This window comes from Demequina pilifera (assembly GCF_048814985.1).
Taxonomy (GTDB): domain Bacteria; phylum Actinomycetota; class Actinomycetes; order Actinomycetales; family Demequinaceae; genus Demequina.
In genome coordinates this window covers 115,524-140,210 of sequence record NZ_JBMDTW010000001.1, presented here as the reverse complement: position 1 = coordinate 140,210, position 24,687 = coordinate 115,524, and the positions used below count along the sequence as shown (strand labels likewise).

18 protein-coding genes are annotated in these 24,687 nt (G+C 69.5%); 8 read left to right on the top strand and 10 right to left on the bottom strand.

Annotated elements, in window-relative coordinates; translation table 11 throughout:
* Positions 1-37 precede the first annotated feature (37 nt).
* The 3 genes from ACNI14_RS00605 to ACNI14_RS00595 form a co-directional block, all read right to left on the bottom strand.
* Complete coding sequence (locus ACNI14_RS00605) at positions 38-3,367, bottom strand: InlB B-repeat-containing protein (protein ID WP_420517988.1); 3,330 nt, start codon at positions 3,365-3,367, stop codon at positions 38-40.
* A 123-nt stretch (positions 3,368-3,490) separates the two neighbouring features.
* Positions 3,491-4,459 carry a serine/threonine dehydratase gene (locus ACNI14_RS00600; protein WP_420517987.1) on the bottom strand — a complete coding sequence of 323 codons (969 nt, stop codon included), beginning with the start codon at positions 4,457-4,459 and terminating at the stop codon, positions 3,491-3,493.
* A 167-nt stretch (positions 4,460-4,626) separates the two neighbouring features.
* Entirely contained in the window at positions 4,627-5,520 is an 894-nt protein-coding gene (locus ACNI14_RS00595; protein WP_420517986.1) for a M15 family metallopeptidase, read from the bottom strand.
* An 86-nt stretch (positions 5,521-5,606) separates the two neighbouring features.
* On the opposite strand from ACNI14_RS00595, the gene ligA reads away from it, so the two are divergent.
* The 6 genes from ligA (at position 5,607) to ACNI14_RS00565 (ending at position 13,911) form a co-directional block, all read left to right on the top strand.
* Positions 5,607-7,745 carry an NAD-dependent DNA ligase LigA gene (gene ligA, locus ACNI14_RS00590; protein WP_420517985.1) on the top strand — a complete coding sequence of 713 codons (2,139 nt, stop codon included), beginning with the start codon at positions 5,607-5,609 and terminating at the stop codon, positions 7,743-7,745.
* A 75-nt stretch (positions 7,746-7,820) separates the two neighbouring features.
* A complete protein-coding gene (locus ACNI14_RS00585) occupies positions 7,821-8,387 on the top strand; it encodes a GNAT family N-acetyltransferase (RefSeq protein WP_420517984.1) in 567 nt (188 codons plus the stop codon).
* A gap of 101 nt (positions 8,388-8,488) precedes the next feature.
* A complete protein-coding gene (gene gatC, locus ACNI14_RS00580; RefSeq protein ID WP_420517983.1) occupies positions 8,489-8,785 on the top strand; it encodes an Asp-tRNA(Asn)/Glu-tRNA(Gln) amidotransferase subunit GatC in 297 nt (98 codons plus the stop codon).
* Positions 8,782-10,293 carry an Asp-tRNA(Asn)/Glu-tRNA(Gln) amidotransferase subunit GatA gene (gene gatA, locus ACNI14_RS00575; protein ID WP_420517982.1) on the top strand — a complete coding sequence of 504 codons (1,512 nt, stop codon included), beginning with the start codon at positions 8,782-8,784 and terminating at the stop codon, positions 10,291-10,293. Before gatC ends, gatA begins: the two co-directional genes overlap by 4 nt.
* Positions 10,294-11,811, top strand: a complete 1,518-nt coding sequence (gene gatB, locus ACNI14_RS00570; RefSeq protein ID WP_420517981.1) for an Asp-tRNA(Asn)/Glu-tRNA(Gln) amidotransferase subunit GatB — start codon at positions 10,294-10,296, stop codon at positions 11,809-11,811.
* A 96-nt stretch (positions 11,812-11,907) separates the two neighbouring features.
* Positions 11,908-13,911, top strand: coding sequence for a heavy metal translocating P-type ATPase (locus ACNI14_RS00565; RefSeq protein ID WP_420517980.1), 2,004 nt, complete (start codon positions 11,908-11,910; stop codon positions 13,909-13,911).
* Between the two features lie 101 nt (positions 13,912-14,012).
* Here the strand turns inward: ACNI14_RS00565 and ACNI14_RS00560 are convergent, their stop codons facing one another.
* Genes ACNI14_RS00560 through ACNI14_RS00535 form a run of 6 tightly spaced genes read right to left on the bottom strand, consistent with a single transcriptional unit; the run spans position 14,013 to position 21,987 of the window.
* Positions 14,013-15,053 carry a LacI family DNA-binding transcriptional regulator gene (locus ACNI14_RS00560; RefSeq protein WP_420517979.1) on the bottom strand — a complete coding sequence of 347 codons (1,041 nt, stop codon included), beginning with the start codon at positions 15,051-15,053 and terminating at the stop codon, positions 14,013-14,015.
* An 8-nt stretch (positions 15,054-15,061) separates the two neighbouring features.
* Positions 15,062-16,324, bottom strand: a complete 1,263-nt coding sequence (locus ACNI14_RS00555) for an endo-1,4-beta-xylanase (protein WP_420517978.1) — start codon at positions 16,322-16,324, stop codon at positions 15,062-15,064.
* The gene (locus tag ACNI14_RS00550; protein ID WP_420517977.1) at positions 16,321-18,624 is read right to left on the bottom strand and encodes a beta-xylosidase/alpha-l-arabinosidase; all 2,304 of its coding nucleotides are present in this window, start codon (positions 18,622-18,624) and stop codon (positions 16,321-16,323) included. The genes ACNI14_RS00555 and ACNI14_RS00550 overlap by 4 nt, the downstream gene beginning before the upstream one ends.
* Before the next feature lie 5 nt (positions 18,625-18,629).
* Complete coding sequence (locus ACNI14_RS00545) at positions 18,630-19,523, bottom strand: carbohydrate ABC transporter permease (RefSeq protein ID WP_420517976.1); 894 nt, start codon at positions 19,521-19,523, stop codon at positions 18,630-18,632.
* 1 nt (position 19,524) lies between these two features.
* The gene (locus tag ACNI14_RS00540) at positions 19,525-20,577 is read right to left on the bottom strand and encodes a carbohydrate ABC transporter permease (RefSeq protein WP_420517975.1); all 1,053 of its coding nucleotides are present in this window, start codon (positions 20,575-20,577) and stop codon (positions 19,525-19,527) included.
* 45 nt (positions 20,578-20,622) lie between these two features.
* Positions 20,623-21,987: an ABC transporter substrate-binding protein gene (locus ACNI14_RS00535; protein ID WP_420517974.1), complete on the bottom strand. Its 1,365-nt coding sequence runs from the start codon at positions 21,985-21,987 to the stop codon at positions 20,623-20,625.
* A gap of 134 nt (positions 21,988-22,121) precedes the next feature.
* Between ACNI14_RS00535 and ACNI14_RS00530 the strand changes: the two genes are divergently transcribed.
* Complete coding sequence (locus ACNI14_RS00530; RefSeq protein ID WP_420517973.1) at positions 22,122-23,141, top strand: LacI family DNA-binding transcriptional regulator; 1,020 nt, start codon at positions 22,122-22,124, stop codon at positions 23,139-23,141.
* Positions 23,142-23,304: 163 nt separating this feature from the next.
* Positions 23,305-24,255: a 2-hydroxyacid dehydrogenase gene (locus ACNI14_RS00525; RefSeq protein WP_420517972.1), complete on the top strand. Its 951-nt coding sequence runs from the start codon at positions 23,305-23,307 to the stop codon at positions 24,253-24,255.
* A 35-nt stretch (positions 24,256-24,290) separates the two neighbouring features.
* On the opposite strand, the gene ACNI14_RS00520 is transcribed toward ACNI14_RS00525, so the two are convergent.
* Positions 24,291-24,680: a DUF1801 domain-containing protein gene (locus tag ACNI14_RS00520; RefSeq protein ID WP_420517970.1), complete on the bottom strand. Its 390-nt coding sequence runs from the start codon at positions 24,678-24,680 to the stop codon at positions 24,291-24,293.
* Positions 24,681-24,687: the final 7 nt, after the last annotated feature.

Sequence of the window (24,687 nt, the reverse complement as noted above, 5' to 3'; positions counted from 1 at the left end):
AAGGCGGCCGATGCGGGGGAGGGCGGGCGCTCGGGCGCTACGCCCTTTGCCTGGATCGGATCAGCAGTCCGGCGCCCGCAAGCAGCAGGATCGCCGCAGCGGCGAGCGGCCACAGAGAGGCGCCGGTGGCGGCGAGGCCGTCGTCGTCCGATCCAGCACTCGCGTCGGGAACGTCGGTGGCCTCGGACTCGGCCTCTGCTTCTGCCTCGATGCTGATCACCGTTGCTTGGACCTCAGTGTCGCCGTCGAGGATGACCACCATGGCGGGGCCGGAGGCGTCGTGGGGGACCTGCAGGCTGACCGAGAGCGCGCCGGCGCCGGCGGTGGTGGTCACGGTTTCCACCAACGTTCGGGCGCCGCCAACTGCCATTCCCGCGCCACCGGTGAGCGTCCTGATCGCGACGCCGTATTCGTGGTTCGGAAGCAGGCCGGACGCTCGCACGTCGAGGATGTCTCCCCCCACGACGCTCGTGGAGCTTTGAATGCTGATCGCGGTCCAGTTGGCGACGAGGGTGACGTCGCCCTTGACAGATGAGTCAAACGCGTAGGCGTCGCCGTCGAGGGTCCACCCAGTGAACGTGTAGCCCTCACGGGTGGGGTTCGCCGGTGCGGTCACGGTGTTGCCGTGGTCGACGGCGACCGGGTCGATCGTGGTGCCGCCGTTGGTGTCGAAGGTGACGTCGTAGCTGTTGAGTGACCACGTTGCCGTGAGCGTGAGTGGTGCGGTGACGGCGGTGGTGAAGTCGTACGAGTCGCCGTTGAGGGTCCAGCCGGTGAAGGTGTAGCCGTCACGGGTCGGGTTCACCGGTGCGGTGATGGTGTCGCCGTGGTCGACTCTCATGGTGACGACTGCCGTGCCGCCCGCGCTGTCGAACTCGACGTCGTAACTGTTGAGCGACCAGCTGGCGGCGATTGTGATGCTGCCGGTCACCGGTTCTGAGAATTCATAGGTGTCGCCGTTGAGCGTCCACCCAGCGAACGTGTAGCCGTCACGGGTCGGGTCGGCAGGTGCGGTGATGGTGTCGCCGTGGTTGACCGTGATGGCATCCACTGCTGTGCCGCCATCAGGGTCGAAGGTGACCTCGTAGGAGTTCAACGACCAACTGGCGGTGAGGGACAGCGGTCCGGTGACGGGGGTGTCGAAGTCGTACGGGTCGCCATTGAGGGTCCAGCCGGTGAACGTGTGGCCGGTGTGAGTGGGAGCTTCGGGGGAGGCGACGGTGCCGCCGTGGTCAACGCTCGTCATGGTGACGGCTGTGCCGCCAGCACTGTCGAAGGTGACGTCGTAGGCGTTGAGGGACCAGCCCGCGGTGAGGGTGGTGTCGGTGGTGATCGGGGTGTCGAAGGTGAAGTCCTCGCCACCGTGGGTCCAGCCGGTGAAGGTGTGGCCGGTGCGGGTGGGGTTCGCTGGTGCGGTCACGGTGTCGCCGTGGTCGACGGTGACCGGGTCGATGGTGGTGCCGCCGTTGGTGTCGAAGGTGACGTCGTACGAGTTCAGCGACCAGGTTGCCGTGAGCGTGAGTGGTGCGGTGACGGCGGTGGTGAAGTCGTACGGGTCGCCACCGTGGGTCCACCCAGCGAACGTGTAGCCCTCACGGGTCGGGTCGGCAGGTGCGGTGATGGTGTCGCCGTGGTCGACCGTGATGGCGTCCACTGCTGTGCCGCCATCAGCGTCGAAGGTGACGTCGTAGGCATTGAGGGACCAGCCGGCGGTGAGGGTGGTGTCGGCGGTGATCGGGGTGTCGAAGGTGAAGTCCTCGCCACCGTGGGTCCACCCGATGAAGGTGTGGCCGGTGCGGGTGGGAGCTTCCGGCGACGCGACGGTGTCGCCGTGGTCGACAGTGACCGGGTCGATGGTGGTGCCGCCGTTCGCGTCGAAGGTGACGTCGTAGGTGTTGAGGGACCAGCCGGCGGTGAGGGTGGTGTCGGCGGTGATCGGGGTGTCGAAGGTGAAGTCCTCGCCGCCGTGGGCCCATCCGGTGAAGGTGTAGTGCTCGCGCGTGGGCTGCACGGGTTCGGCGACAGTGTCGCCGTGGTCGACGGTGACCGGATCGATCGTGGTGCCGCCGTTGGCGTCGAAGGTGACGTCGTACGAGTTCAGTGACCAGGTTGCCGTCAGCGTGAGCGGTGCGGTGACGATGGTGGTGAAGTCGTACGGGTCGCCGCCCAGGGTCCAGCCGGTGAACGAGTAGCCCTCACGCGAGGGGTTCGCCGGCGAGGCGACGGTGTTGCCGTGGTCGACGCTTACCGTGTCGACGGCTGTGCCGCCTGCACTGTCGAAGGTGATGTCGTAGGTGTTGAGTGACCAGCTTGCCGTCAGCGTGAGTGGTGCGGTGACGGCGGTGGTGAAGTCGTACGGGTCTCCGTTGAGGGTCCACCCGGTGAAGGTGTAGTCCTCGCGCGTGGGCTGCGCGGGTGCGGTCACGGTGTCGCCGTAGTCGACGGTGACCGGATCGATCGTGGTGCCGCCGTTCGAGTCGAAGCCGACCTCGAGGACGAAATCGATGTGGGTTTGGTTGCCAAGGCTGATCACGCGGTGCTGCACGCCCTCGGGCGTCCCCGTGGAGGTCACGGGTGAGCCGCCGAACCCGGCAGCCGACGCGGCCGAGTCCACTGTCGGAGTGCCGGCGATCGTGAGTGTTCCCCTGCCGTAGCCCGACTCACCCGGTCCGATTGCTGATATTCCGTGTGCCGTCACCACGCCGCCAGTCACGGTGACGTCGCCTCCGGCGCCGAAGACGCCCCCGCCGATCCCTGAGCCGGTCCCCATGCTCTGTGCATCGACCTCGCCACCAGAGATGAGGACTGTCCCGCCGTGGCCATCCATGCCGCCGCCGATGGCGGCGCCTTCGTAGCGACTCGTCGCGTCGACCAAGCCGCCGGTGACGGTGAGAGCGCCGCCGTCGCCCCGGAAGCCCCCGCCGATGGCGGCACCCCTGAAGCCGGCGATCGCGCGGACGGTTCCGCCAGCCACCGTGAGCGCGCCCATGGACTCGAAGTATTGGCCGCCGATCGCCGCTCCTTCCATCGCACTCCAGCCATCCGCAACGAGTACACCGCCCCCCACGGAGTCCGTGATGGTGAGATCCGCTCCTTGGCCGACGTGCACGACGGCTTCTCCTCCGAAGTCCGAATGGAGGGTCACGTTGTGGCCCGCAAGGTCGAGGGTCGTCGGCACCCCGCTGGGCACGCCGACACTGCCGCCGTCGATGTTGGCGGTGACGGTCACGTGGCCCCCTGCTGCGAGCTGATCGCTGAGCTCCTGCCAGGTCCCGGCATCGGCCGCCGTGGCGGGAGCAGCGGGCACAACAAGGATGAGAGCAAGTGCGATGAGCGCGGCGAATCCGCGACGAGAGGTGGGAGACATTTGCACATGACACCGCACGTAGTTCCCCAAAGACCAGCGCGTGTGGCAAAGGCCACGCGCTCAGCGCCGCTAGTGTCCGCTGGTATCCGAAGGGTCCGAAATGGCGCTGTGTGGAGGCGTGCCTCAGGACGGCACGGGGGAGCGGCCCACAGCGGGCATCACCACGTTCGCACCGCACAGCACGACGCCGATGCGCGAGCCGGGCTCGGGCACCCAGCGCCCGGTGAGCAGGGCGGCGAAGGGGGCGGCCACGCCCGGTTCGACCACCACGCGCAGCAGGCGCCACAGTCGCGCCTGGGCATCGAGCACCTCGTCGTCAGTGAGCACCACGGACTCGGCCCCCGCGCGGGACAGCGCGGCCCACGGCACGTCGCCGATGCGCCTGGCGCCCAGGTGGTCTGCGGCCACGCCGGACACGGGCACGGTGACGGGGCCGCCCGCCTCCACCGCGGCGGCGTACGACGCGGTGCCGGCGGTCTCGCAGCCGATGATCCGCATGCGGTCTCCGCACCACGCGGCCGCTCCGCCCGCTAGCCCGCCGCCGCCCACCGCGAGCATCATCGCGTCGAGGTCGCGGCCGGAGCGCGCGCGGTCGTCCTGGTCGAGCTCCATCGCGACGGTGCCCGCGCCGGCCATCACCACCGGGTCGTCGAACGCCTCGATGCTGGTCGCGTCGTGCTCGTCGAGGTACTCCTCTGCGGCGTCGCGAGCGTCGCCATAGGAGATGCCGATCGAGTGCACCTGAGCGTCCAGGCTCAGCAGCCTCTCGACCTTGGACGGGTTGGCGGTGGTGGGCACGAAGATGTGCGCCTCATGGCCGAACTGCCGCGCGGCATACGCGACGGCCGCGCCGTGGTTGCCGCCCGAGGCGGCGACGATTCCGGCGGGAGCGATGGGCTGTGTCGCGACGTAGTGAGTGGCCCCTCGAGCCTTGAACGCCCCCGTCACCTGGAGGAACTCGAGCTTGAAGACCAGAGTCGCGTCGATCCCGAGCGTCTCGCCGCGGATCTCGATGTTGGGGGTGCGGCGCACGTGGGGGGCGATGGCCGCTCCCGCGCGCGCAATGTCGTCAGCCGTCGGAATCGTGGTCACTCAACCATCTTGCCGTGCCGCGCGTCCGAATGCCCGGGACCCGCGCCCCACCCCTGTCCGGCACTCATTGACGCCTCCAGGAGACCAAACCCTCCTGTCCGGCACTCACGGACTGCTGTACCCGCGCGTCGGCCGCGTGCTATCCACCTTCGGCGGAACTGTGTCTTCTATCCACCTTCGGCAGAGAAGTGCATCCAGTCCTCGCGGCCATGCCAATGGCCGCCCCACGTCCAGCCCATGTCCTCGAAAGCGTCGTAGACGATGCTCGGGTCGTAGATCATGCCGTCCCGCTCCCATGTGCGGTCGAGGTAGGCCTCGGACAGCTCGGGGAACAGCTCCTCGCCCTTGTAATAGGGGTTGTGGAACGGGTTGATGTCCACCGCGAGGCCCTTGGCGTGCTCGGACCACACGTTGGCCGTGCCCACCACCTGCCGGCACCAGAACGCGCTGGTGACGTTGTGGTCGCCGGTGGGCGGCGACAGGTGCTCCTCGAGCGAGATCACCCTCATCTCCTCGATGGGGAATCGTCCCTCGTAGATGGTCTCGAACGCCCCCACCACGTCCTCGGCATGGTCGCGGTGGATGAGCATCTCGCCCATGTGGGGCTGCTGGTCGAAACCCCAGTACGTCATGGTGATGTAGCGCAGTTCGTCGAGGCCGACGGGGCACTCGGAGCGCCACGTGGAGCGCTCTGCGACGTCGTCGGGGACCTCGCTGATGGAGGACGCGAACTCGTCCGATTCGGGCTCCGGCAGCCATGGCCGGGGCGCGAGCTGGCGGTCGCGTAGCTCCTCGGGAGTCGGCTTGCGCTCGCCCAGGTTGTCCGGCTGGACCTCGAGCGGGATCGTGCCCAGCCACTGCGGGCGGGCATACATCGCGTCGTGATCCGCCTGGTCGGGGTTCAGCGTGACCGTCGGCACCGGCTCGGGGCTCGGGGTCGCCGTGGTCACCGTCACGGCCTCGACGGTCACCGTCGGGGTGGGCGACGGCGACAGCACCGAGCAGCCGCCGAGCGCGGCGGCTGCTGCGGCGACGGTCAAGATGGCGAGGCGGGAGGGCACGGCCCCAGGATAGGGGCCGTGGGCGGGGCAGGGCGAGGGCCGATGCGGGCGTCGCCGGTGTCACACCTGCGTGGTGAGATAGGGGGGTGAGCGAGAACACCGAGTCCCGTGCCACCGAGCCCCCCACTGCGCAGCAGGATCCTCGCGCCCGTCACCAGGATCTGGTGCAGCAGGTCGAGGAGCACCGGGCCCGCTACTACGGGGACGACGCCCCCACCATCTCCGACGCCGAGTACGACGTGCTCGAGCGCGAGCTGAGAGATCTCGAGGCCGATCACCCTGAGCTCGCGGAGCCCGATTCCCCCACGCAGCTGGTGGGGGCTGCGCGCGGCGACACCGGTTTCGCGTCGGTCCGTCACCGTGAGCGCATGATGAGCCTCGACAACGCCTTCTCACTCGCGGAGGTCGAGGCGTGGCTCGCGCGCATCGCCAAAGAGGCGGGGGACCGCCAGATCGTGTGCGAGCCCAAGATCGATGGGCTGTCGATCTCGCTCACTTACGAGAACGGCGAACTCACTCAGGGCGTCACCCGCGGCGACGGCACCACCGGCGAGGACGTCACGGCGAACGTGCGCACCATCGACGGCCTCCCGCATCGGCTCGCGGGCGATCACGTGCCCGCGCGGGTCGAGGTGCGCGGCGAGGTGTTCCTGCCGGTGGAGGCGTTCGAGCGCCTCAACGACCGCCTGCGCGAAGAGGGCAAGGACCCGTACGCGAACCCGCGCAACACCGCCGCAGGCTCCCTGAGACAGAAGGACTCCGCGGTCACCGCGACGCGTCCGCTCGCGCTCACCGCGTACGCACTCGGCGCGCTCGACTGGGGCGATGCGCAGCCGCACCCGAGCATCGGCACGCAGTCCGGCATCTACGAGGTGCTGGCGGAGTGGGGGATGCCGGTGAGCCAGTTCGCCAAGGTGCTCGAGGGAATCGGCTCCATCGAGTCGTACCTGGTCGACCTCGAGAACCGCCGCCACGACATGGTGCACGAGATCGACGGCGCCGTGCTGAAGGTCGACGACCGCGCGGTTCAGTCCGAGCTCGGCTCCACGTCGCGGGCGCCACGGTGGGCGATCGCCTACAAGTTTCCGCCGGAAGAGGTGCACACCACCCTGGAGGACATCCGGGTGGACGTGGGCCGCACCGGCCGCGTGACGCCGTACGGCGTGATGACTCCCGTGACCGTGGCGGGCTCCACCGTCACGTACGCGACTCTCCACAACCGGCATGAGGTGAAGCGCAAGGGCGTGCTGATCGGCGACACGGTGGTGCTGCGCAAGGCCGGGGACGTGATCCCCGAGATCGTGGGCCCCGTCGCGGCCGCCCGCACCGGCAAGGAGCGCGAGTGGTCCATGCCCACCCATTGCCCGTCCTGCGGGGCCGAGCTGGCCGAGCAGAAGGAGGGCGACAAGGACCTGCGCTGTCCGAACTCTCGGGCCTGCCCCGCTCAGATCATCGACCGCATCGCCTTCATCGGCTCGCGTGGCGCACTCGATGTCGAGGTGCTGGGGGAGAAGGCTGCGGCCGCCATGGTGCAGTCCGGGGTGCTCGTCAACGAATCGGGTCTGTTCGACCTCACGGAGAACGATCTGCGCCGAGTGCCGCTCTTCACGCTTGACGCGGACTCCAAGAAGGACGGTGTGGTCCGCACTGCGGGGGATGTGAGCACGAACGGCCGGCGGCTGCTCGACAACCTCGAGGCCGCCAAGGAGCAGCCGTTGTGGCGGGTACTGGTGTCGCTGTCGATCCGGCACGTGGGCCCCACGGCGTCACGCGCGCTCGCGACCGCGTTCGAGTCGATGGATGCCATCCGCTCGGCGAGCGAGGAGGAGCTCGCGGCCGTCGAGGGGGTGGGTCCTGTCATCGCCGAGTCCGTGCAGCGCTGGTTCGAGGTCGACTGGCACGTCGACATCGTCGAGCGCTGGGCCGCGGCCGGGGTGCGCATGGCCGACGAGCGCGACGAGTCCATCGCCCGCACCCTCGAGGGCCTCACCATCGTGGCGACCGGCTCTCTCGAGAACTTCACCCGCGACTCCGTGAAGGAGGCGATCATCTCCCGCGGAGGCAAGGCCGCATCGTCCGTATCCAAGAAGACGGACTACGTGGTGGTGGGCGCGAATGCCGGTTCCAAGGCGGCGAAGGCGGAGGAACTCGGCGTGACCATCCTCGACGAGCCAGGGTTCGAGCGGCTGCTCGCGGAGGGACCGGAGACCGCCGCGGACGACTGACCGCCGGCCCCGCTTGCACGCGTGTGGTGGGCTACATTGGATTCCAGCCCGCCCGAAGGTCGTCGAAGGAGAGCCATGGCCGAGACCATCCGTATCGTCGATCCGAGCGAGTCCAGCCGGCTCACCGAGATCGGCCAGCTCACGGCCCTCGCGTACCTGGCAGACGGCCTCGTCGACCAGGCTCACCCGTACATCCCGCAGCTCAAGGACGCTCACGCGCGCGCCGAGGAGGCGATGCTGCTGATGATGGTGGACGGCGAATCGGGCGAGGGGCCCGTCGTCGGCACCATCACCGTGGTGCCGCCGGGCTCCAGCTTCGTGGAGCTCGCTCAGGGGGACGAGTTCGAGTTGCGCATGCTCGCGGTGTCGCCGATCGAGCGCGGCCGCGGCATCGGCGCCAAGCTCACGCGGGCCGCGATGGACCTCGCGGTCGAGTGGGGGGCCTCGCGGATCGTGCTGTCGACCATGGAGTCCATGCACGTCGCGCACCGCCTGTACGAGCGCATGGGGTTCCAGCGGCGCGAGGACCTGGACTGGACCGTCATCGACAACGACGACGGCACGGTCTCGAAGATGTCGGAGGCCGACGGCGGCATTCGGCTCATCGGCTACTCGTGGGAGCCGGAGCAGTCCGCGAGTTGAATCGGACCTGCTGGGTATCCAGCAGACCGTAGGCGCCCTGGGTTGGACGTCGTGGGTATCGAGCGGAGAGCGGGGTCGATGCCGCCACTACACTCGGGGGCATGTCACTTGAACGCGCAGACGTGGCGCGCCTCGCGGCGCTCGCCCGCATCGATATGACCGACGAGGACCTCGACCGGCTGGGTGGCCAGCTCAACGCCATCGTCGACTCGGTGGCCAAGGTCGCCGAGGTCGCCGGCGACGACGTCCCCGCCACGAGCCACCCGATCCCGATGTCCAACGTGCACCGCGAGGACGTGGTGCGCCCGTCGCTGTCGCAGGAGGCCGCACTGTCCGGCGCGCCCCAGGCCGAGGACGGCCGGTTCCGCGTGCCCCAGATCCTGGGGGAGGAGGCATGACCGCGCCTCGCGACTGGACCCGTGCCAGCGCCGCCCAGATGGCCGCCGCCCTGCGCTCGGGAGAGGTGACGTCGGTCGAACTCACTCAGGCCCACCTGGACCGCATCAAGGCCGTCGATGGCGACGTCCACGCGTTCCTGCACGTGAACGCCGAAGGCGCCCTCGCCACCGCACGCGAGGTCGACGAGGCCCGTGCCGCCGGTGAGGAGATGCCGCCACTCGCTGGCGTCCCCATCGCCATCAAGGACGTGCTCGTCACGCAGGGCATGCCGACGACCGCGGGATCGCGGATCCTCGAGGGCTGGGAGCCGCCGTACGACGCGACGGTGTCCCGCAAGGTGCGCGAGGCGCGCATGCCGATCCTCGGCAAGACCAACATGGACGAGTTCGCCATGGGCTCGTCGACCGAGCACTCGGGCTACGGCCCCACCCACAACCCGTGGGCCCTGGACCGCATCCCCGGCGGCTCCGGCGGCGGCTCGGCCGCGTCGATCGCCGCGTGGGAGGCCCCGCTCGCGATCGGCTCCGACACCGGCGGCTCGATCCGCCAGCCGGCGTCCGTGACCGGCACCGTCGGGGTGAAGCCCACCTACGGCGGCGTGTCCCGCTACGGCGCGATCGCGCTCGCGAGCTCCTTGGACCAGCTGGGCCCCTGCGCCCGCACGGTCGAGGACGCCGCGCTGCTGCACGAGGTCATGGGCGGTCACGACCCGATGGACGCGACCAGCCTCGACGAGCCGGTCCCCGGCTGCGTGGAGGCCGCCCGCCAGGGCCGCGAGGGCGACCTCGCCGGCGTGCGCGTGGGCGTCATCAAGGAGCTCTCCGGCGACGGCTATCAGGCCGGCGTCGAGCAGCGCTTCGAGGAGGGGCTCGACAAGCTCCGCGCCCTGGGCGCCGAGGTGGTCGAGGTGTCCTGCCCGTCCTTCGACTACGCGCTCGCCGCGTACTACCTGATCCTTCCCGCGGAGGCGTCGTCCAACCTGGCGAAGTTCGACTCGGTGCGGTTCGGCATGCGGGTCGACAAGGGCACGATCGAGCGCACCATGGCGGCCACGCGCGCCGAGGGACTGGGCGACGAGGTCAAGCGCCGCATCATCCTGGGCACCTACGCCCTCAGCGCGGGCTACTACGACGCGTACTACGGATCCGCGCAGAAGGTCCGCACCCTCATCCAGCGTGACTTCGCCGCCGCGTTCGAACAGGCGGACGTGCTGGTGAGCCCCACCACGCCCACCACGCCGTTCAAGATCGGCGAGCGCATCGACGATCCCCTCGCGATGTATCTGAACGACGTCGCCACCATCCCCGCGAACCTGGCAGGGATCCCGGGCATGTCGCTGCCCTCCGGCACGGCGCCCGAGGACGGGCTCCCCACGGGATTCCAGATCCTCGCCCCCGCGCACGAGGACGCTCGCCTGTACCGGATCGGCGCCGCGCTCGAGAAGGCACTCACCGACGACTGGGGCGGCCCGTTGGCCGCCCGGGCCCCCGAACTGGAGGTGGCATAAGTGACCGCCCTGACGTATGAGCAGGCCATGGAGCAGTTCGACCCGGTGTTCGGGATCGAGGTCCACGTCGAGCTCAACACCGCCACCAAGATGTTCTGCGGCTGCGCCAACCAGTTCGGCAACGAGCCCAACACGCAGGTGTGCCCGGTGTGCCTGGGGCTGCCGGGCTCGATGCCCGTGACCAACCAGAAGGCCGTCGAGTCCGCGGTTCGCCTGGGGCTGTCTCTGGGCTGCGAGATCCGCGAATCGAGCCGGTTCGCGCGCAAGAACTACTTCTACCCGGACCTCGCGAAGGACTACCAGATCTCGCAGTACGACGAGCCCACGTGCTTCGAGGGAAGCCTCGACGTGGTGCTCGACGACGGCACGGTGTTCACGATCGGCATCGAGCGCGCGCACATGGAGGAGGACGCCGGCAAGAACACCCACGTGGGTGGCACCGGCGGCATCCAGGGCGCGAGCCACTCGCTGGTCGACTACAACCGCGGCGGCGTGCCGCTGGTCGAGATCGTCACGCACCCGATCACGGGGGCGGGCGCCCGTACCGCTGAGGTCGCCCGCGCCTACGTCGCGACCATTCGCGACATCGTCAAGGCGCTCGGCATCTCCGACGGCCGCATGGAGCAGGGCTCCGTCCGCGCCGACGTCAACCTGTCGCTGCGCGCCAAGGCCGCGCCGGGCGAGGACCAGAACTCGGTGCCGTTCGGTAAGAGGTCCGAGACCAAGAACGTCAACTCGCTGCGCGCGATCGAGCGGGCCATCCACCACGAGGCGTCGCGCCAGGCCGGGCTGCTGCTCGCGGGTCAGCCCGTCGTGCAGGAGACCCGCCACTGGCACGAGGACACCGGCTCGACCACGCCTGGCCGCTCCAAGGAGGAGGCGGAGGACTACCGCTACTTCCCGGAGCCGGACCTGCTGCCCGTGGAGCCCAGCCGCGAGTGGGTCGAAGAGCTGCGTGGCACGCTCCCCGAGCACCCGGCCAAGATGCGTGCGCGGCTCAAGGAGGACTGGGGCTTCAGCGACCTGGAGATGCGCGACGCGGTCAACGCCGATGCGCTCGACCTGATCACCTCGACCGTCGCCGCGGGCGCCACGCCCCAGGCGGCACGCAAGTGGTGGATGGGCGAGCTCGCCCGCACCGCCAACGACCGCGACGTCGCCATGCGCGACCTGCCCGTCACCCCGGAGCACATCGCGGAGCTGCAGGGACTGGTCGACGAGGGCCGCATCAACGACAAGCTCGCCCGCCAGGCGCTCGAGGGAGTGCTCGCGGGGGAGGGGTCGCCGGCGGAGGTGGTCTCCGCTCGGGGCCTCGAGGTGGTGTCGGACGACTCGGCGCTCGAGAAGGCCGTCGACGAGGCGCTCGCGGCTCAGCCGGACGTGCTCGAGAAGATCCAGGGCGGCAAGGTTCAGGCGGCCGGAGCGATCGTCGGAGCGGTCATGAAGGCCACCCGCGGTCAGGCCGATGCGGGCCGAGTGCGGGAGATCATCCTCCAGCGGGCGGGCGTCAGCGAGTAGCGCTGGGTCGAGGCCGCCGCCGGCGAGCCTCGGCTTGACCTTCCAGTGGAGTGGAAGGTCTACGGTTCAAGGACGTTCTCCTACCAGGAGGTCTCCATGGATCATCATCACCAGCAGCACGGCACGGACCACTCCGGCCACGCCGACATGTTCCGCCGCCTGTTCTGGTGGAACCTGATCATCGCGATCCCGGTGATCGCGACGAGCCGGATGGTCGAGGACTGGTTCAACTACGACCTGCCCGGCACGGCGTGGATCCCACCGCTGCTCGGCACGGTGATCTTCGTATGGGGCGGATGGCCGTTCCTGTCGATGGCGTGGAGGGACGAGATCACCCGCCGCCAGCCGGGCATGATGACGCTGATCTCACTCGCCATCACGGTGGCCATTCTCGCCTCATCCGCCGCGACGCTCGGTTTCGGCGACCTCGACTTCTGGTGGGAGCTCGCCGCGCTCATCGTGGTGATGCTCCTCGGCCACTGGCAGGAGATGAAGGCGGTGGGGCAGGCTCGCGGCGCGCTGCAGGCGCTCGCGGAGCTGCTGCCGGATGACGCCGAGCGAATCACGGAGGGCGACGCGACCGAGACGGTCTCGATCTCAGAGCTTGCCGAAGACGACGTGGTGGTGGTCCGCCCGGGCGGACGCATCCCCGCCGATGGCACGATCCTGCGTGGAGACGCGGCGGTCGACGAGTCGCTGATCACCGGCGAATCGGCTCCGGTGTCCAAGCGCGAAGACGATGCGGTGGTGGCCGGCACGGTCGCGACCGACGGCGCGCTCCGGATCCGGGTCACTGCGACCGGTGAGGGCACCGCGCTGGCCGGTGTGCAGCGCATGGTGCAGTCCGCGCAGGAGTCCCACTCCGGGACGCGCCGGCTGGCAGATCGGGCCGCTGCGTGGCTGTTCTGGATCGCGCTCGGCGCCGCCGCCCTGACCTTCGTGGTGACCTCGATCCTCGACGACCCCGCGACCGGCCTCACCCGGGCCGTGTCGGTGCTGGTGATCGCCTGCCCGCACGCGCTGGGCCTTGCGATCCCGCTGGTGATCGCCATCGGCACCTCGTCGAGCGCACGGCAGGGCATCCTGATCAAGGACACCCAGGCGCTCGAGGCGATGCGCACGGTGGACACGGTGCTGTTCGACAAGACCGGAACCCTGACCGAGGGATCCCACGACGTGACCGACACGGCGACCGTCGACGGTTGGGAGACCGACCGCGTCCTTGCACTCGCCGCGGCGGCCGAGCGCGACTCCGAGCACCCCGTGGGCCGCGCCGTCGTGGCCGCCGCCCGGGATCGGGACATCGCCATTCCCGACGTGGAGAGGAACGACACCGTGCCGGGCAAGGGCGTGCGCGCTCGTGTGGACGGTCAGGATGTGGCGGTGGGAGGCCCCGCGCTGCTGGAGGAGCTCGGGCTCTCGGAGCCCGAGGAGCTGTCGAGCGCGACGACGGCATGGCGCGAGCGCGGCGGCGCGGTTCTCCATGTGGCGGTCGATGGCGCCGTGGTGGGGGCCTTCACGACGTCGGACCCGGTGCGCGAGGAATCCCGTGCGACCGTCGATGCGCTCCACCACCGGGGCATCGCCGTCGCGCTCGTCACGGGCGATTCTCAAGCGGTCGCCGATGCGGTCGCGAGCGACTTGGGGATCGACGACGTGTTCGCGGAGGTGCTCCCAGGCGACAAGGACGATGCCGTGGCGCGCCTGCAGGATCAGGGCAAGAAGGTCGCGATGGTCGGGGACGGCGTGAACGACGCGCCCGCACTCGCGCGCGCGGACGTCGGGCTCGCGATCGGCGCCGGCACCGATGTGGCGATGGAGGCGGCGGGCGTGGTGCTCGCGAGCTCCGACCCGCGCGGCGTGCTGTCGGTGATCGTCCTGTCGCGAGCGTCGTATCGCAAGATGCGCCAGAACCTGGTGTGGGCGACCGGCTACAACGTGGTCGCTATCCCGGTCGCTGCCGGTGCTCTCGCCTGGGCGGGCGTCACCATGCCGCCGGCGGTCGCGGCGATCGCGATGAGCCTGTCGACCATCGTGGTGGCGGCCAACGCGCAGCTGCTGCGCCGGGTGAGCCTCCGGCCGGAGCACGCGGCGAACTGACGGGCGGCCGCGGCGGCGGATCGGCCACACGGTGGATCGGCCACACGGTGGATCGGCCACACGGTGGGCGTCGATCCGCCGGCGCGTTCCCGAGCGGTCCGCTATGCGGCGGCGCGTGCGGGTGCCGTGGTGGACGAGCGGAGCGTGAGGGAGGTCGGCAGTTCGAGCCGGCCCGAGGGGCCGTGACCCTCGTACGCGATCTGCACGGCAGCCCGGATCGCGGCGCGCGCCATCTGTTCGAGGGGCTGGCGAACGGTGGTGAGGGGCGGCTGCAGCCACTCGGACAGGATCACGTCGTCGAACCCCACGACAGACAGGTCCTCGGGCACGCGCAGCCCTCGTTCTCGAGCCGCGGCGTAGACGCCCGATGCGGTCTGGTCCGTCCCCGCGAAGATCGCGGTGGGGGGCCGGTTCATGGCGAGCATGCGCCGTGTCGAGGCCAGCCCCGACGCGGGCATGAAGTCTCCGTAGGTCTGCAGTTCGGGGTCGAGCGGGATCCCGTGACGCAGGTGCGCGTCGCGGTACCCGGCGAGCCGATCCTCCGAGCATCGCACGCCCGCGGGGCCGGTGATGATGCCGATGCGCCGGTGGCCGAGCCGCAGCAGGTGCTCCGTCGCCATGCGGCCGCCGGCGCGGTTCGCGGCGGTCACGGTGGGCATGTGGCCCGGCGCGGACCCGACCGGGTCGACCAGCACCACGGGGGTGTGGAGGCGGCTGAGCTCCTCGGCCGCACCTGCTGACAGCTCGGAGACCACGATCACCACCGCATCGGTGCGCCGGGTCGCGAGGTGCTGGATCCAGCGGCGATTGCCGGCCGATCGCCCGTGCGTGGAGGTGAGCACGATGCTCGCCCCTGCCCGCATGGCCTCCGTCTCCGCCCCCTGGATGAGCGGCATCGCCCAGATGGGGTCGAGGTCGCGCAGCACGAAGTCGATCAGGCCCACGCGGTGACGCGCGGCGGTCCCACGGCGCTCGTAGCCGTGCTCGTCGAGGAGCCGCTGGACCGCGGCCCGGGTCTCGTCTGAGACTCCCGCCCGTCCGTTGAGCACGCGAGAGACGGTGGGCAGTGACACGCCGGCCTGCGCCGCGATGTCCCCGATCGTGACCCTGGGCGATCGACGTCGTTGTCGGTCGGCGGCCATCGCGTTCCCTATTCCAGCGTCGCGTTGACGCGCGCCGGGGCGCCGCGATCGATGTGGAAGGTCGCGCTGCGGGAGCCGTGAGAGATGCGGTAGTCGCCCGCGAACCCGTGCACATCCACCTGGCCGTGCACGTTGGTGCGCAACTGCGTGGGAGCCATCCACCACTCGCCCTTGATCAGGCCATGAAGGGCGTCGAACGCCGGCTTGGGGCTGCCGTCGGAGCGGAGCAGCCCTGCCGGTGCGCCCAGCCATGCGCCTTCGTCCGTGAGCCCCCAGTACGCGATGGACTCCACCGCGGGGTGGGACACCAGGGTGCGGTAGTGCCGCACGATCTCGTCGGCCTGGCGCTCCTCGCCCTCGGGCGTGGATGGCCAGTCATCCACCACGTAGTCGTTGAGGTCCACGATGTGGGGCGGCATCAGGTCGCCGGAGACGAGGGTGGTCTCCGTCATCTGGAGCGGCAGTCCGAACCTCGCGAACCGCTCGAGGATGTCCCAGACGGCGTCCTCGCCGCGATACCCCTGGTGCATGTGGGTCTGCAGCCCGATCGCGTCGATCTGGATCCCCGCCTCCAGGCACTGCTCGATCAGACGCTCGTAGTCGGCGGACAGGTCGAAGTCGTTCAGCACGAGCCGTGCGTTCGGGTTGCCCTCGCGCGCGGACTCGAACGCGAGTCGCACCATCTCGACGCGACCTTTGGACTGCGCCAAGCGCGTGACGGCGTTGGGGTCGGCCGTGAACACGGGCAGGATGACGGCCTCGTTGATCGCGTCCCAGAGGTCCACCACCCCGGCGAAATCGCGCGTCTCGCGCGCGATCCGGGCGCGCATCACCGACTCGGCCTCGGCGTCGTCGAGTTCCAGCAGCCATTGCGGTGCGAGCGTGTGCCACAGCAGCGGGTGCCCCTTCACGCTCACCCCGTGATCCACGAACCACTGCGCGGTCTTGCGCAGCCGCTCGGTGTCCGGCTCCCCGCGACGCGGCTCGAAGCCGCGCCAGTAGAACGGCAGCGTGGTGGCGTTGTAGAGCTCGAGGTACCTGTCTGCGATCAGCGATGCCGACTCGGTCGACGCGCCCCCGAACAGGTGCGTCCCCGCGTCGCCCTCGCCGCCTATCCAGCTGACGAGATCGAACCCGATGTTGCCGAAGCCGAAGTCGTGGCGCGTCTGCTCGACGGTGACTTCCCGCTCGGCCAGCGGCTGGCCGGCGGCGTCCGTCACGGACACCGCCGCCTCTCCCAGCCGATGGTCGATGCCTCGCTCGGTGCTCACGCGAGCCTCGTCGTGGTCCAACGGGCCGAGCGGAAAGTCACCGGATGCGCCTCGCCCACCAGGGTGAGGCGCGCCTGGGTCAGCCGGTCCTGGCTGGTGCCGGTCCACAGCTCGATCGCCCCGGGTTCCACGATGCGCGTGTAGGAGCGGTCCGAGAACGCCAGCCGCGTGGTGGGCACGGTGAACTCGACTCGCCTGCTCTCGCCCGCCGCGAGGGTGACGCGGTGGTAGCCCACCAGCTGGGCGACCGGGCGGGTGATCGAGCCGACGACGTCGTGGGCGTACAGCTGCACCACCTCGTCGCCGTCGCGGTCTCCCGTGTTCGTCACCGTGACGGACGCGGTGATCGCGCCGTCGGTGGGAGCATCGGCGGTCTGCAGGTCCTCGTGCGCGAAGGTCGTGAACGACAGTCCGTGGCCAAAGCACGCCGCCGGGGCCGTGGAGAGGTTGGTGACCTCGCCGTCGCCGCCCAGCTTGGGGTGCAGGTAGGAGTACGGCTGCGCGCCCACCGAGCGGGGGAGCGTGACGGGCAGACGGCCCGACGGGTTGACTCGTCCCGACAGCACGCGCGCGATCGCCCCCGATCCCTCCTCGCCAGGGAAGAAGGCCTGGACCACGGCCGCGCAGCGCTCGATCGCCCACGACACCGCGTACGGGCGGCCGGTGAGCATGACGAGCACCACGGGGGTGCCGGTGTCGAGAATCGCCTCCACGAGCTCGCGCTGCACACCCGGCAGCTCGAGGTCGTCGCGGTCGCAGCCCTCGCCGACAGTGCCGCGGCCGAACAGCCCCGCCTCGTCGCCGACGACCACGATCGCGGTGTCAGCCTCGAGAGCCACCTCGAGCGCCTGATCGAATCCCGAACGGTCGTCGTCGTCGATGCCGCACCCGGGTGCGGAGAGGATGGTGCCCGCGAACTCGTCCCGGATCCCCTCGAGCATCGACGGAGCCTCGAGGCCCAGCTCGACGCCGGGGCGCTGAGACAGCACGTGGTTGGCGAACGAGTAGCAGCCGAACAGCGCGGAGAAGCGGTCCGCATTGGGGCCGATCACGCCGAGCACCTGGGAAGGGTTGGACGCGTCGAGCGGCAGCGCGCCGCCGTTCGAGACCAGCACCACAGACTTCTCGGCAAGTTCGCGCGCCACCGCGCGGTGCGCGGGGGAGTCGAGGTCGATGCCGGTGGGCGGGTCCTCGTCGAAGGTCGCGTCCAGCAGTCCCAGCCGCTCCTTCTGCGCGAGTGCGCGCTCGACCGCGCGGTCCACGAGAGCGACGTCGACGGCGCCGGACTCGATCGCCGCCTTGAGCGGAGCGAGGTAGGCGTCGCCCGTGGGCAGCTCGATGTCGATTCCGGCGGCGAGCGCCTGGGCTGCCGCCTCGCCGAGGTCGGCGGCCACGGCGTGCAGCAGGTGCAGGAACGCGACGCCGAAGTAGTCGGCCACCACCACACCCGTGAAGCCCCACTCCTCGCGGAGCTTGACCGTGAGGAGCTCGGGGTCCGCGGCGACCGGCAGGCCGTCGATCTCCGCGTACGAGTGCATGATCGAGTGCACGCCGCCGTCCAGCACCGCCATCTCGAACGGGATGAGCAGCGTGTCCTGCAGCTCCCTCCGGCCCGCGTGGACCGGAGCGAAGTTGCGGCCGGCGCGGGACGCCGAGTAGCCCACGAAGTGCTTGAGCGTCGCGTCCACGCCTTCCGACTGGATGCCGCGGACGTACGACGTGCCGATGGTGCCCACGAGGTAGGGATCCTCGGCGATGCACTCCTCGACGCGCCCCCAGCGTGCGTCGCGGACCACATCGAGCACGGGCGCGAGGCCCTGGTGGATGCCGAGCGAGCGCATCGAGCCGCCGATCAGCGCCCCCATCCGCTCGACGAGTTCATGGTCGAACGCCGCGCCCCACGCCAGCGGCGTGGGGAACGTGGCGGCCTTCCACGCCGCGAGTCCCGTGAGGCACTCCTCGTGCACGAGCGCCGGGATGCCGGGCCTGGTGTCCGTGACGAGCGACCGCTGCCGCCGCCACAGGTACGCGGCCCGCTCGTCGGGCTCGACGGGGTTGGTGCCGTAGACCCGAGTGAGGTGGCCGAGGCCGTGCTTCGTGGCATCGTCCAGCTTGCCGGTGGAGGCGAGCTCGCCCTGGAGAGGGGCAACGGAGTCTCCCTCCTCGCCCTCCCAGAAGCCCACGATCTGCGCGAGCTTCTCGTCAAGGGACAGCTCCGCCACGAGCGCACGCACGCGCGGGCTGACGCCTTCAGGGCGTTCGGCAGCGCGCGAGCGCGCGCTGATGGATCCGGTGCTCATCGCCATCAACCCTTCACCGCGCCGGAGAGCCCGTCGACGATGCGCTTCTCCATCATGAGGAAGAACACGAGGGCCGGGATCATCGCGAGGAACGTGTACGCCATGATGCCCGCGAAGTCCGCGGCATTCTGGCCCTGGAACTGGGTCACGCCGAGCGGCAGGGTCGTCGGAGCGTCGCGGCCGGTGAGCATCACCAACGGCAGCAGGTACGCGTTCCACGAGCCCAGGAAGGCGAGCACGCCCACCGTCACCATGCCGGGTCGAGCCAGCGGGATCACCATGCGGAAGAAGAAGCCCACCCGGGTGAGGCCGTCCATGAAGGCCGCCTCCTCGAGCTCGTCGGGCAGCGCCGCAAGGAACGGTCGCATGATGATCACCGTGACGGGCAGCGCGAAGGCGACCTGCGGAATGATCAGGCCCCACATGCCTTTCAGGCCCAAGTCCTGCAGCAGCAGGAACAGCGGGAAGATCGCGACCGTGAGGGGGAACATCAGTCCGGCGGTGAACACCAGGAACAGGGCCTCGCGCCCACGGAACGCGTACCGCGCCAGCGGGTAGGCCGCCATGGTGCCGAACAGCACCACGCCGGCCGTCGTCGCGACCGAGATGATCGCCGAGTTGAGCGTGAACTCCCAGAAGCTGGTGCCGGTGAGGATCTCCCAGTAGTTCTGCCACACCCACGGGTTGGGCAGCCCGGTCGGGTCCGCGGCGATCTGACCGTTGGTCCGGAAGCCGCCAAGGCCCAGGAACAGGATGGGGCCGAGCGTGAGACCCACGGCCACGAGGGCCACGAAGATCGTCACATAGATCGACGAGTCGCCGGCGAACCTGGTGCGAGTGCGGGACTGCCCCGCCTTCCTGGGCTTGCGCGTGGTGTCGTCCTTGACTGCGGTGGCCATGTCAGGCCCCCTTTCCAGCACGGGCGCCGGTGTCACGCCGCATGACGACGGTCATGTACGTGATGGCGGCCACCATGGAGAAGATGAACATGATGATCGCGAGCGCCGAGGCATAGCCGCCGTCGTTGCGCTGCGTGCCGATGTCGACCATGAGCGTGGCGATCGTCGAGTACTGCCCGGTCGATCCGCCCTTGTTGAGCACCCATGCCATGTCGAACAGCTGGATCGAGCCGATGATCGACAGGAACGCCCACACCCGGACCGTCGGTCCGATGAGCGGAATGTTGATGCGCCATTGCACCTGCCACCAGCTCGCGCCGTCGATGGAGGCGGCCTCTTGAAGCTCGGGTGGCACGCCTGACAGGCCGGCCAGGAACAGGATGATCGCCAGGCCGATGTACTTCCACGAGACGATGAAGAAGAACGTCCAGAAGCCCGCTTGTGGATCCTCGAGCCATCCTCCCGCCGGGTCGGATATTCCTATCGCAGCCAGCATCTCGGTGACGGGACCGCGCGGGTCGAGCAGCATCAGCCACATCAGACCGGCGACGACCTCGCTGAGGACGTAGGGGGCGAAGATGATGAGCCGCACGCTCGACCGGCCCGGGAACTTGCGGTTCAGGACCAGCGCGATGATCATCGCGATCGGCAGCTGGATGAGCATCGACAGCGCGATGATCTGCGCGTTGTTGCCCACGGCGTTCCAGAAAGGCTGGGCGTACGCCTTCCAGAAGATGTCCTTGGTCTCAGGGTCGGTGCCGCCCATGAGAGCACGGGTGTAGTTATCGAATCCGATGAACTCCGCGAGCTCGAAGGGCTGGCGGGAGTCCCACTTGTACAGGCTGTAGCGCGCGGCCATGATCATCGGCAGGATCACGAATGCCAGGAAGATCAGGAGCGCGGGGCCGACGAAGATGGCAATCTCGAGCCACTTGCGGCGGCGGTCGCGGCGGGGGTTGTGTGCGGCGGGGGTGACAGGGTCGGACCCCGCCACCGATGCCTTGGCATCGGCGACGGGGCCCTGTCCCGTACCCGAGGCCTCCAGTGCAGTCACCAGGGAGCCTCGCTTTCTGTGATCAGGGGGTCGGGTGGAAGTGTCCTACTCGGTCAGGGCGGCGGCGGTCATGAGATCCACCACGTCCTGAGCCTCACCTGTGCCGGCGAAGATGCTGACGATTCCGTCATTCATCGCGCCGCCGACGTTGGTGCCGAAGGACGTGTCCAGCCACAGCTGCACGTACTCGGCGTTACCGGCCACCTGAGCCAGCTCGACCAGCACCGGGTTGGTCACGGAGTCTGCCGCGGCCGGTGCGACGGGCAGTGCGCCCGTGGCCTCGGTGAAGGCCATCTGGTTCTCGTCGCTCACGATGAACGACAGGAAGTCAGCGCACTCCGGCGGAGCGTCGACGTAGCACGAGAACCCGTCGCCTCCACCGAGAGCAGCGGAGGGGTCACCCTCGCCGCCTTCGGTCGCGGGCATCGGGAACCAGCCGAGGTCATCCTGCAGAGCAGCGATGCCCTCTTCGGTGCCGTCCGTGAAGCCCTCGTACACGAAGACGTTCCACTGGCCCATGAGCTCCATGGCGGCCTCGCCGGTGGCGACGAGTCCGGCTGCGGACGTCGCTCCCGTCTGAGCCACGGTGGAGATGAACTGGTCCTGGAACGGCTCGGTGTCGATGAACTCCTCGAGCTGCTCGCCAGCCTCGACCCAGCACGGGTCCGAGAAGTCACGGTCGACGCCTGCGGCCGCCATGACCTCCTGCGAGCAGGAGCGCAGCGCGAAGTTGTACCACCAGTGAGCGGCGGGCCAACCGTCGGCGGCGCCCACCGCGATGGGCGTGATGTCCGCGTCCTTGAGCGCCTGGACCGCAGCGTTGAGCTCCTCCATGGTGGCGGGCTCTTCAGTGATCCCGGCCTCCTCGAACAGAGACTCGCGGTACCAGATGCCCTCGACGCCGAACGTGAAGGGCAGACCGTAGGTCGAACCCTCGTGCTGCCACGGAGAGACACCGCCGCCGAGGCGATCGATGTCATCCGCAAGCGTCTCCGACAGGTCCATCACGTAGCCCGACTCGACCTGGCTGGACAGCTCGCCGCCACCCCATGCCTGGTAGAGGTCGGGAGCATCTCCGGACTGCAGCGCGAGCGGGATGCGCGTGCGCTGCAGGTCCTCGTTCTGGACCTGCTCGATTTCGAAGGTCACGTGGGGGTTCTCTGCCGTGTAGGCATCGGCAAGTGACTGCCAGTAGTCGCCCAGGTCGTTCTCTCCGTTGTCACCCGCAACCGCGTTGTGCCACCACGTGAGGGTGACCGGTTCCGCGCTCTCCTCCGCCTGCCCGTTGGTGGCAGCATCGGTGGGTTCCGGGGTTTCTTCTTCGCCTTCTCCGCTGCTGCAAGCAGCCAGCAGGAGAGCGGCAGATGTCGCGAATGCCGTGATGGCCCCCGCTCGTCGCATGTTCGCCATGTCCCGTCCTTTCGATCTTCGTTGACCAGCCGAACACGGGAACTATGACAGGGAGTCTTACGCCGTGTCAATCGTTATGGATAACGTTTTAGTCACAAGCCATTCGACGCTCCCCGGCGCGGTAGCATCAGGCCATGGAGACCGCCCCGCGAATCAAGATGGCAGACGTCGCCGCGAAGGCGGGAGTCTCCGTCGCCACCGTGTCGAAGGTCGTCAACGGTCGCTATGGCGTCGCGAAAGACACTGTCGAGCTGGTACAGGGGGTGATCGCCGAGCTCGGCTACGAGTCGAACCTGATCGCGGCCTCGCTGCGCAACCGGCGCACCAACGTGCTCGGCATCCTCGTTCCTGACTTCGAGCCGTTCAGCGCCGAACTCCTCAAGGGCGCCGCGATCGGGGCGCGCGGCAGCGGCTACGAGCTGTTGTCACACTCCGGTGGCGACCAGCACGGGTGGGAGCGGCGCTCGCTGTCACGCCTGGGAGGCACGCTCATCGATGGGGCGGTGCTCGTCACCCCGACCGTCCTCGACGCCCGCACCATCGTCCCGTCGGTCGCGGTCGACCCGCATTTTGGCCCGTCGTCCATGCCCACCATCGACGCGGACTCGTACTCGGGTGCCCAGCAGGCCACCGCGCACCTGCTGTCGCTGGGCCACCGGCGCATCGCGTTCCTGGGCGGTCGTTCGGAGCTCGACTCGGCTCACCTGAGGGAGGCCGGCTACCGCCGCACGATGGACGAGGCCGGCGTGCCGGTGGACCCGTCGCTCGTGCGCGAGACCCGCTACGCCCCCGACCGTGCCGCCGAGATCACGCGGGATCTGCTTGAGCTGCCCGATCGCCCCACCGCCATCTTCGCCGCCAACGACGTCACGGCGATCCGTGCCATGGAGGTCGCAACGGAGTACGGGCTGAGCATCCCCGAGGACGTGTCCGTGGTGGGCTTCGACGACATCCCCGAGGCCTCGCTCGCCGTCCCGCAGCTGACCACGGTGCGCCAGCCCATGCAGGCGATGGGTCGCGCGGCGATGGAGATGCTGCTCGAGATCATCAACGGTGTGGAGCGCGAGACCCACGTGCGCATGTCGACCGAGCTCATCGTGCGAGGCAGCACCGCGCCGCCGCCCAAGAAGCTCCGGCCGGCGTCCATCCCCTGACCCCAGGCTTCTCCGACTGCCGGTCCGTCCCGAACACCGTTCCCTCCCGAACATCAGGCGAGGCGACCCGCCCAAGCCAGCCCCCGCATCGGCCGTCCGGACGGCGCGCCGCCTGGAGCCATGTTCGGGGCGGTTCCGAGGCAAGCAGTGAAAGACTGGGCCCATGATCACCGTCTCCGTGCCGCACCAGAAGATCGCTGACGCGTTGGGCGACCTGGGCGACGACGCCCGGGTCGTCGTGTGGGACCCGAGCGCCGACCCGGTTCCCGACGCCGAGCGCGAGCGCATCACCATCGCGTGCATCCCGCACCTGACCGGCGGGAGGACGGTGTACGGCCGTCTCGCCGAGTGTCCCGACCTGCGCGTGATTCAGATCCCGTCGGCGGGGTACGAGCACGCCATGCCCTTCATCCCCGCGGGCAAGAAGCTCGCGAACGCCAGGGGAGTGCACGACTCGCGCACTGCGGAGATGGCGCTCGCCCTTGCGCTCGCCAGCCAGCGGCGGCTCCCGAAGTTCTGGGACGCGCAGTCGCGCCAGACGTGGGAGGCGGACTTCTACGCCCCATCGCTCGCGGACCGCCGGTGCCTGGTGATCGGCTACGGCAGCATCGGCGCGGCTCTCGGGCAGCGACTGCGTGCGTGTGAGGCGCGGGTCACTGGCGTCGCACGGACGGCCCGGACTGCTCCCGACGGCACGGACGTGCGCGCCATCGAGGACCTCCCCGCCCTGTTGCCCGATGCGGAGGTGGTGTTCCTCGTCACCCCGCTGACCGAGCAGACGGAGGGCCTGGTGGATGCGGAGTTCCTTGCCGCGCTGCCGGACGATGCGCTGGTGGTCAACGTGGGACGCGGCAAGGTGGTGGACACGGACGCGCTGCTCGCCGAGCTCCAGACCGGACGGCTGCGCGCCGCGCTGGACGTGACGGATCCCGAGCCGCTGCCGGACGGCCACCCGCTGTTCTCGGCGCCAGGGTGCATCGTGGTTCCCCACGTCGCGGGCTTCGCGCTGCTGACCGACAAGCGCTACACCGCGCTCGTGCGCAAGCAGGTGGAGGCGGTGCGGCACGGGGACGATCCGGTCAACTTCGTGGCGATGGGGGCCTTCCCGGCCTGATCGCGTGCTGACCGCGCGCTGATCGCTCGGCGCGTTCAGGCCCCAGCCGCGCCGGTGTCGATGTCGGTGTCCAGGTCCTTCCACTCGATCCACGCCTGGATCACCGCGTTGATCTCGTCGCGGCGCTCCTCGGCCTCCGCGATCGACACGATCTTCATGGCGCGCGCCTCGGTTCCTTGGCCGATCAGGTGAGGGAACTTGCCCGGGATGAGGCCGCCCTTGTGGAACATCAGCGTGGCGTGCTGGGTCGACTTGGGGAAGAAGCTCGCGATGTCGCCCTTGTAGGTGAAGGTGGGGGTGGCCCACTTCAGGCACTCGTCCACGCGGTCGTCGCTGGACAGGATGATCTGCCGGATCCGCTGCACGACGTCCTTCATCGGATTGTCGTAGTGGCCCATCCAGCGGTCCACCTCGTCACCCCTCATGCCACCG

What these genes read in the sequence shown, in the direction of transcription:
- ACNI14_RS00605 (WP_420517988.1), bottom strand. Translation starts at nt 3,367, where the DNA reads ATGTCTCCCACCTCTCGTCGCGGATTCGCCGCGCTCATCGCACTTGCT.
- ACNI14_RS00585 (WP_420517984.1), top strand. Translation starts at nt 7,821, where the DNA reads ATGGCCGAGACCATCCGTATCGTCGATCCGAGCGAGTCCAGCCGGCTC.
- gatC (WP_420517983.1), top strand. Translation starts at nt 8,489, where the DNA reads ATGTCACTTGAACGCGCAGACGTGGCGCGCCTCGCGGCGCTCGCCCGC.
- gatA (WP_420517982.1), top strand. Translation starts at nt 8,782, where the DNA reads ATGACCGCGCCTCGCGACTGGACCCGTGCCAGCGCCGCCCAGATGGCC.
- ACNI14_RS00565 (WP_420517980.1), top strand. Translation starts at nt 11,908, where the DNA reads ATGGATCATCATCACCAGCAGCACGGCACGGACCACTCCGGCCACGCC.
- ACNI14_RS00560 (WP_420517979.1), bottom strand. Translation starts at nt 15,053, where the DNA reads ATGGCCGCCGACCGACAACGACGTCGATCGCCCAGGGTCACGATCGGG.
- ACNI14_RS00550 (WP_420517977.1), bottom strand. Translation starts at nt 18,624, where the DNA reads ATGAGCACCGGATCCATCAGCGCGCGCTCGCGCGCTGCCGAACGCCCT.
- ACNI14_RS00545 (WP_420517976.1), bottom strand. Translation starts at nt 19,523, where the DNA reads ATGGCCACCGCAGTCAAGGACGACACCACGCGCAAGCCCAGGAAGGCG.
- ACNI14_RS00535 (WP_420517974.1), bottom strand. Translation starts at nt 21,987, where the DNA reads ATGGCGAACATGCGACGAGCGGGGGCCATCACGGCATTCGCGACATCT.
- ACNI14_RS00530 (WP_420517973.1), top strand. Translation starts at nt 22,122, where the DNA reads ATGGAGACCGCCCCGCGAATCAAGATGGCAGACGTCGCCGCGAAGGCG.
- ACNI14_RS00525 (WP_420517972.1), top strand. Translation starts at nt 23,305, where the DNA reads ATGATCACCGTCTCCGTGCCGCACCAGAAGATCGCTGACGCGTTGGGC.
- ACNI14_RS00520 (WP_420517970.1), bottom strand. Translation starts at nt 24,680, where the DNA reads ATGAGGGGTGACGAGGTGGACCGCTGGATGGGCCACTACGACAATCCG.